General features: G+C 68.1%; 9 protein-coding genes. 5 read left to right on the forward strand and 4 right to left on the reverse strand.

Going from position 1 to position 6,737, the window contains the following annotated elements:
* Positions 1 to 16 precede the first annotated feature (16 nt).
* A complete protein-coding gene (locus tag ABT304_RS19650; RefSeq protein ID WP_350717682.1) occupies positions 17 to 1,600 on the reverse strand; it encodes a flavin monoamine oxidase family protein in 1,584 nt (527 codons plus the stop codon).
* Between the two features lie 123 nt (positions 1,601 to 1,723).
* Here ABT304_RS19650 and ABT304_RS19655 point away from each other — a divergent pair, with 123 nt between their 5' ends.
* Positions 1,724 to 2,218, forward strand: a complete 495-nt coding sequence (locus tag ABT304_RS19655; RefSeq protein ID WP_350717684.1) for a GNAT family N-acetyltransferase — start codon at positions 1,724 to 1,726, stop codon at positions 2,216 to 2,218.
* A 2-nt stretch (positions 2,219 to 2,220) separates the two neighbouring features.
* On the opposite strand, the gene ABT304_RS19660 is transcribed toward ABT304_RS19655, so the two are convergent.
* Positions 2,221 to 3,063, reverse strand: coding sequence for an NAD(P)H-binding protein (locus ABT304_RS19660; protein ID WP_350717686.1), 843 nt, complete (start codon positions 3,061 to 3,063; stop codon positions 2,221 to 2,223).
* Between the two features lie 90 nt (positions 3,064 to 3,153).
* Here ABT304_RS19660 and ABT304_RS19665 point away from each other — a divergent pair, with 90 nt between their 5' ends.
* The gene (locus ABT304_RS19665; RefSeq protein WP_350717688.1) at positions 3,154 to 3,531 is read left to right on the forward strand and encodes a winged helix-turn-helix transcriptional regulator; all 378 of its coding nucleotides are present in this window, start codon (positions 3,154 to 3,156) and stop codon (positions 3,529 to 3,531) included.
* Here the strand turns inward: ABT304_RS19665 and ABT304_RS19670 are convergent.
* Entirely contained in the window at positions 3,520 to 3,987 is a 468-nt protein-coding gene (locus ABT304_RS19670; protein WP_350717690.1) for a winged helix-turn-helix transcriptional regulator, read from the reverse strand. The genes ABT304_RS19665 and ABT304_RS19670 overlap by 12 nt on opposite strands.
* 92 nt (positions 3,988 to 4,079) lie before the next feature.
* On the opposite strand from ABT304_RS19670, the gene ABT304_RS19675 reads away from it, so the two are divergent.
* Both ABT304_RS19675 and ABT304_RS19680 read left to right on the forward strand, forming a co-directional pair.
* Positions 4,080 to 4,670: a dihydrofolate reductase family protein gene (locus ABT304_RS19675; protein ID WP_350717691.1), complete on the forward strand. Its 591-nt coding sequence runs from the start codon at positions 4,080 to 4,082 to the stop codon at positions 4,668 to 4,670.
* A gap of 21 nt (positions 4,671 to 4,691) precedes the next feature.
* A complete protein-coding gene (locus ABT304_RS19680; RefSeq protein ID WP_350717693.1) occupies positions 4,692 to 5,087 on the forward strand; it encodes a TIGR03618 family F420-dependent PPOX class oxidoreductase in 396 nt (131 codons plus the stop codon).
* Positions 5,088 to 5,100: 13 nt separating this feature from the next.
* Here ABT304_RS19680 and ABT304_RS19685 read toward each other — a convergent pair whose 3' ends face one another.
* On the reverse strand, positions 5,101 to 5,670 hold the full coding sequence (locus tag ABT304_RS19685) for a TetR-like C-terminal domain-containing protein (protein ID WP_350717695.1): 570 nt from the start codon (positions 5,668 to 5,670) through the stop codon (positions 5,101 to 5,103).
* A 47-nt stretch (positions 5,671 to 5,717) separates the two neighbouring features.
* Between ABT304_RS19685 and ABT304_RS19690 the strand changes: the two genes are divergently transcribed.
* Entirely contained in the window at positions 5,718 to 6,086 is a 369-nt protein-coding gene (locus ABT304_RS19690; RefSeq protein WP_350717697.1) for a VOC family protein, read from the forward strand.
* Positions 6,087 to 6,737 lie beyond the last annotated feature (651 nt).

Consider the following 6,737-nt stretch of genomic DNA (forward strand, 5'->3'; position numbering starts at 1 on the left):
TTCGTACGCGGCGACATCACGCCGTCACCCGCGCGTGCAGCTTCTCGACGGCTGCCCGGGCGGCCGTGATCGCGCCGTGCTGCCAGGCCACGGAGTGGCTGAGGTGGTCACCGGCGAAGTACGTGTTGCCGGTGGCGTCCAGCAGCCGCGTGTAGAGCGGATCGGTGTCGGCCGTCGTCGAGTAGGCCCAGGCTCCCTCGGAGAACTTCTGCGACTTCCAGTCCTGGCTGTAGGAGGCGGTGATGCCCTTGCCGTAGACGTCCCCGAAGATCTGCTTGCCCATGTCCACCGCTCGCGAGAGCCGCTGCGCGGGGCTGAGCGCACCGTAGGTGTCGGCCGCGCTACCGGTGTTGTAGTAGCCGATCATCGTGCCCTTGTCCCCGTTGAACCCGTACGACGGGTGCCACAGGTTGCGTAGGTCGAGGCGGGTGTTGGTGATGCCGCCGTAGATCCGGAAGTCCTCCTCCCACCAGCGCCGGTCGTACTCGATCCCGATCTTGCCGGCGTTCGAAGGCCCGAATGACTTCAGGCTCGCGGTGATGTCGGCGCCGAGGTTGTGCTGGACCTTGGCCGCGATGTTCGGCGGCATGCAGTTGATCGCGAAGTCCGCCTTGATGGTCTCGGTCCTGCCGCGAGCCTTGTAGGCCACCGAGACGCCGGTCGAGGTGTTGTTCCACTCGATGACCTCGGCCCCGTAGCGGATGTTGCGCGCCCCGATGGCCTGGGCGAAGGCGTTCGGGATCGCGTCCATGCCGCCGACCGGCTGATACATCATCATCGCCTGGTCGTAGCCGAACTCGAAGGAGAAGTACTGCCCCAGCCCGGCGGCGAGGACCGCACTCATCGAGTTCGGGGCGACCTCGGTGCCCGACTCCTGCCCGGCCCCGGGCTCGACCGTGTAGCCCGCGCGGCTGGAGCCGGTGTAGGCGTACCCCTCCGCCTTGGAGCCGAGGTCGCCGAAGTTCCTCAGGAAGGCGATCAACGCCTCCTTGTCGGCGGCGGTCAGCTCCTCGTCCAGGGCACCCTTGTCGGTCGCCTTCGCGAGCAGCTCGGAGACATAGCCGTACGTGTCCGCCTTGGCGTGACGCATCTGCACCGCGCCGATCCCGTGGTCGCCGGGGTAGTAGAGCAGTGCGTTCGCGTTTTGGTTGGTGAACGCCTCGATCGGGACCCCCAGCTCCTTGCAGTAGTCCAGCGTGATGTGGCTCTGCGGCAGCCGCCCGGGCCCCGCGTTCATGTACTGCCCCTTGGAGAACCCGGCCACCTGCGTGACCCCGTTCAGATCGGTCACCCGGGTCCCGCCGCGCACGGTGAAGTTGCGACCGCCCGGCCGCTCGCGCCCCTCGAGCACGGTGACCTTGTAGCCACCCTTGAGCAGCTCGTACGCAGCGGTGAGCCCGGCGATGCCGCCGCCGAGGATGACCACCGACTTGCTGCCGGCCCGGGCGAGATCGGAAGGCTTGGGAGGAGTGAAGCTGGGCGTCTCCGCGGCGTGAGCCGAGGTGAGCCCGAGAGCACCCATGCTGTGCAACATGACTCCCGCGCCACCGGCGAGGCCGACGTTGCGCAGGAAGTTCCGACGTGACTGAGTCTGCGTCATGTGGGGGTATCCAATCTGTTGGGGACGCCCCGAAACGTAGGAAGCCTTTGTTGCACCGCGATTGCGATCGCGTCTCACTGGAATGCGCATTCCTGAACTGGTGAGTAGTCCTAGGATCGATCCGTGACCGTTACCATCCGCGATGCAGCTCCCGCCGACGTACCCGAGATCCTCCGCCTCGTCCACGCCCTGGCCGTCTACGAGAAGGAGCCCGACGCCGTCGAGGCCACGGAGGCCGACTTCACCGCGGCGCTCTTCCCCGAGTCCGGCACCCCGACCACCCGCTGCCTCATCGCCGAGGTCGACGGCACGGTCATCGGCATGGCGGTCTGGTACGTCACCTTCTCCACCTGGACCGGCCGCAACGGCATCTGGCTCGAGGACCTCTTCGTCGACCCCGCCCACCGCGGCGCCGGCGCCGGCAAGGCCCTCCTCGTACGCCTCGCCGAGATCTGCGTCGAGAACGACTGGCGCCGCCTCGAGTGGTGGGTGCTGACGTGGAACGAACCGTCGATCGCCTTCTACCGCTCCCTCGGGTCGGTCCCGCAGAACGAGTGGGAGGTCCACCGCATCGACGGCGCCGCGCTCAAGGAGCTGAGCGCCGCCGGCGGTAGCTGACCTCAGGCGTACGCAGCGGCGAACCGCCGAGCCCACTCCCCGAAACCGCGTGCCGGCCGGCCCAGCACCTCCTCGACGTGCGGGCTGACCGCCTGCTCGTCGGCGGTGGGGTGCCCGAGGATGGCGAGCGTCCCCTCGACCACCTCCGGCGGCATGAACGCCGACATCTGGCGGCGTGCCTGCTCCGGGGACAGCTCGACGAACTCCAGCGGACGCCCGGTTGCCGCGGCGATCTCCTCGACCCGTTGCCGCGGCGTGGTCGCGGTGGGGCCGGTGATCTCGTACGTCCGCCCCGAATGACCGTCCTCGGTCAGAGCCACCGCGGCGACCGCGGCGATGTCGAGGGGATCGACGACGGGAAGCGCGACATCTCCGTACGGCGCGTGGACGGCGTTCATCTCCTTGATCATCGGCACCCACGCGAGCGCGTTGCTCGCGAAGCCGCCGGGGCGCAGGATCGTCCACTCCATCGCCGAGCCCCGCACCGCCTCCTCGAGCTCGGCGAGCGGTGCGTGCGACGGCGTCCCCGGCCGGGTGCCGACGGCCTGCGAGGACAACAGCACCACACGGCGTACGCCTGCCGCCTCGGCATGCTTCATCAGCGCCGGCCCGTCGACGTGAGCGCCGGCACCGCTGACCAGCACGAACAGCGCGTCGGCACCCGCGAGGGCCGGCGCCAGGGTCGCGACGTCGGAGAGGTCGGCCACCGCGGTGACGACTCCGGGACGGGAGGGCAGTGCAGCGGACGTCGCGCGCGAGACGGCCGTGACGGCGTGCCCAGCGTCGGCCAGCAGCTCGACGAGCGGCTGCCCGACATTCCCCGTCGCTCCGGTGATGACGATCATCGAGGTCTCCATTCGTGATTGGGATCTGGTGATGGAACGACGTTAGATCCCTCGATACAGTGGGTTCCCCAAGGTAAGTATTGGAGCGAGATGACCTGGCGTCCGAGCACAGACGAGCCGGTGGCGGCCTGTCCGATCACCCCGGCGGTCGAGCTGATCTTCAGCCGATGGACCACCCCGATCCTGTGGACGCTGCACGAGTTCGGGACCCAGCGCTTCGTGGAGCTGGAGCGCCGCCTCGGCACGATCTCCTCGAAGGTGCTGACCCAGCGCCTACGCCAGCTCGAGCGCGACGGCCTCGTCGAGCGCCGCTACCACGCCGAGGTGCCGCCCCGGGTGGAGTACGACATCACCGACCTCGGCCGCAGCCTGCAGCCGGTCTTCGCCGCCGTCGGCAACTGGTCGGAGGCGAACATGCCGGCCGTGGAGACGGCGCGGCAGGCCTACACCGGTCCGCTACCCCGCTGAGGCCTCCGGGGCAGCCCCCGGCCCGGGCAGCACGCCGATGTCGTCGGCATGCATCGGCTCGCCGCAGCGGGAGCACCGCAGATCGACCTGCCCGACCTCCCCGCACGCGTGATGCCGGTAGAGCACGGGCGGCCCGGCCTCGCCCGCGAGCCACTTGTCACCCCACCCGACCATCACCATCAGCACGTCGACGAGCTCGCGCCCCTTCTCCGTCAGCACGTACTCGTAGCGCGGCCGGTTGTCGTACGCCTGCTTCTCCAGCACCCCGTGCTCGACCAGATGCCCGAGTCGCTCGGTGAGCACCTTCCGGGAGATCCCGAGATCCGCCTGGATCTGGTCGAAGCGGTTCATGCCGACCCAGATGTCGCGCAGCACGAGAGGCGACCACGGCTCCCCGATCACATCGAGCGTCCGCGCGATCGAGCAGGCCATGTCACCGAAGTTCGTACGTTGCATGACCCGAATCTACCATTTGGGGTTCCTTGAAGGAACTCAGAGTGTTACGGTCACAGAGTCTCTTCAGGAAACTCTGACCTCAGGGAGCGATCATGAGCAAGGTCCTCGCAGCACTCTCGGTCTCCGTCGACGGCTTCATCACCGGACGTGGCCCCGGCCCCGGTCGCGGCCTGGGGGACGGTGGCGTCCTCTTCGACTGGTACTTCGACGGAGACACCCCCAGCCAGGTCTTCGACGGCTTCAAGCTCTCCGAGCCGAGCGCCCGCGTCTTCGACGCCCTGGCCGCACGCGACGGGGTCAGCCTCGCCGGCCGCAACACCTACGACGACTCCGGCTGGGACACGGGAGGAGCACCGCATCCCACCGCTCCGCTGGTCGTCCTTTCCCATCGTCCGGCGCCTGCGACGCACGACCGCCAGACCTTCGCCACCACCATCGAGGACGCGATCGCCCTCGCCAAGGAGCAGGCCGGCGGCAAGGACGTCGGACTCATGGGCGGTGGCGTCGTGACCGAAGCACTGCGGGCCGGCCTCGTCGACGAGATCGTCCTCCACCAGGTCCCGGTGCTCCTCGGCGCCGGCCGCCGCTTCTTCAACGAGCTCCCCGAGCACATCTCGCTCGAGATCGTCGACGTCGTCCCCGCCCCCGGCGTCACCCATCTCCACTACCGCGTCATCCGCTGATTCACAGCAAGGAGAAGACCGATGATCAACCCCGACGTACGCCCCTTCCTCGAGGGGACCGCCCTGGCCCATGTCGCCACCATCGGACCCGACGGCGCCCCGCGCACCTCCCCGGTCTGGATCGGCACCCATGGCGACCACGTCGTCTTCCTCACCGGAAACCGCGGCCGCAAGTACCGCAATCTCCATACCGACCCGCGGATCGCGCTCTCCCTGGCGCCGCAGGAGAACGACTTCATGCCGGTGATCCTCCGCGGCTGCGTCGTCGGCTGGGTCGAGGACGACACGCGCTGGGAGATCATCGACGAGCTCGCCACCCGATACACCGGCGCGCCCTATCCCCGCGAGGTCGATGCGTACGGCGACCGTGCCGTCGCCCTGATCGACCTCGACTACCAGCACATCGGCGTCGGCTGAGCCGTCCGCCGGTTCACTTCTCCCCGAGCACGGTCGCGACCAGCCCCTCGACCTCCTCCGTACGCAGCGGCACCGGCGTCATCAGCCGCCGATAGAACACCGCGCCGGCCAACGCCTCCGCCGCCCGCTCCGGATCCCCGACATACTGCCCCGACTCCCGCAGCCGGGCGAGTGCATCGACCAGCCGCGTACGCCGCTGCGCGCTGTACCGGTGGTGCAGCTCCCGTAGGCCCGGGTCGCGCTCGGCGCCGTCGAGCACGGCGGGGAGGCAGTCGGACATCAGCGACGACTGCATGGCAGAGGCGAGATGGGCGACGATCGCGACCACATCGGCGCGTGGGTCCTGCCCGCCGGCTTCCGGCCGCGGCTGCACGTTGAGCGTCTCCATAGCCTCGGCGACCAGGCTGAGCCGGTCGTGCCCCAGCCGATAGATCGTGCTCCGGGCGACGCCGGCGCGGGTCGCCACCCCGTCGATGCTGAATCCGCCGTACCCCCGCTCGGCGAGCTCCGCGAGCGCCGCTTCGAGCACTCTCTCCCGGCTGCGCACCACTCGTGGATCCGTACGCCCTTGACGAGAAGCCATGTGTGGAGCCTACTATGCAACAGTAGTGTTGCAGAGAGGAGAGACAGATGATCCCAGGATTCCGCTACATCGTCGACGACATCACTGCCGCCGTCGCCTTCTACCGCGAGCTCGGGTTCGAGGACGTCGGTCCGAAAGCCGGCGGCTTCGCGATGCTCGAGGGTCACGGACTGCGGCTGATGCTGAACACCCCCGGTGCCGGCGGCGCCGGGCAGGCCGCCGACGACGGCAAGGTGCCGAGCCCCGGTGGCTGGAGCCGTATCCAGCTCGAGGTGGCCGATGTCGACCAGGAGCTCCGTCGTCTGAGTGAGGCCGGAGCCCGGGTACGCACCAGCCGCATCGATGGCCGGGGCGGCGCCCAGGCCGTGGTCGAGGACCCGGCCGGCAACCCGGTCGAGCTCTTCACGCCCGCCTGACCGGTGGTCACGAGGCCCCTGGTGCCGGGTGCAGCAAACGGCCCACGGGGCCTTGTGTCGGGGGTCTAGAGTGGGGCCCAGAACATCGCACGAAAAAAGTTGCCCTGGCGATTTGAAACGGCGTCAGGGTGTGTGTAGTGTTCTCCGAGTCGCCAGGGTGCGGCGGGAAGCAAGCGCGAGTCTTCGGGCGGGCTTCCGGCCCCGGAGCGGCCACCTCCACTCTTCGAGCATCGCTCGAGCCAGGGTGTTCTAGATGTTGATCTTCGAATCGGCGAAAGAACCTCAGGGTCTGGTTCAACCAGATCAGCACGGCCATGGGTGGGACCGGTTGAAGCGATGAACACCGCGGGGTTTCCCGAATTGGTGATTAGAGCGAAAGCCACTAAAGTCCTCCAGGACCGAGGCGGATAAGGCTTCAAACTTTCAGCAAGAAAGCGCGGAAAGCGCCGAATTGCGAAAGCGAGAATGGCTCCGCTAAAGTTCTGAAAGACAAAGCAGAAACACAACTGCTAATCCAGCGGAAAGCGCGAAAGCGCCGAGTTGGTAAAGCGAGAGCGGCTCTGATAAAGTCTGCGGGGCAGGACCGGAAGAAAGGCTTCTGGAGCTGGCAAGGAAACGCGAGAGCGGCGAATTGCGAAAGCGAAAGAGTGC

This window comes from Nocardioides sp. NPDC000445 (assembly GCF_040300245.1).
GTDB lineage: Bacteria > Actinomycetota > Actinomycetes > Propionibacteriales > Nocardioidaceae > Nocardioides.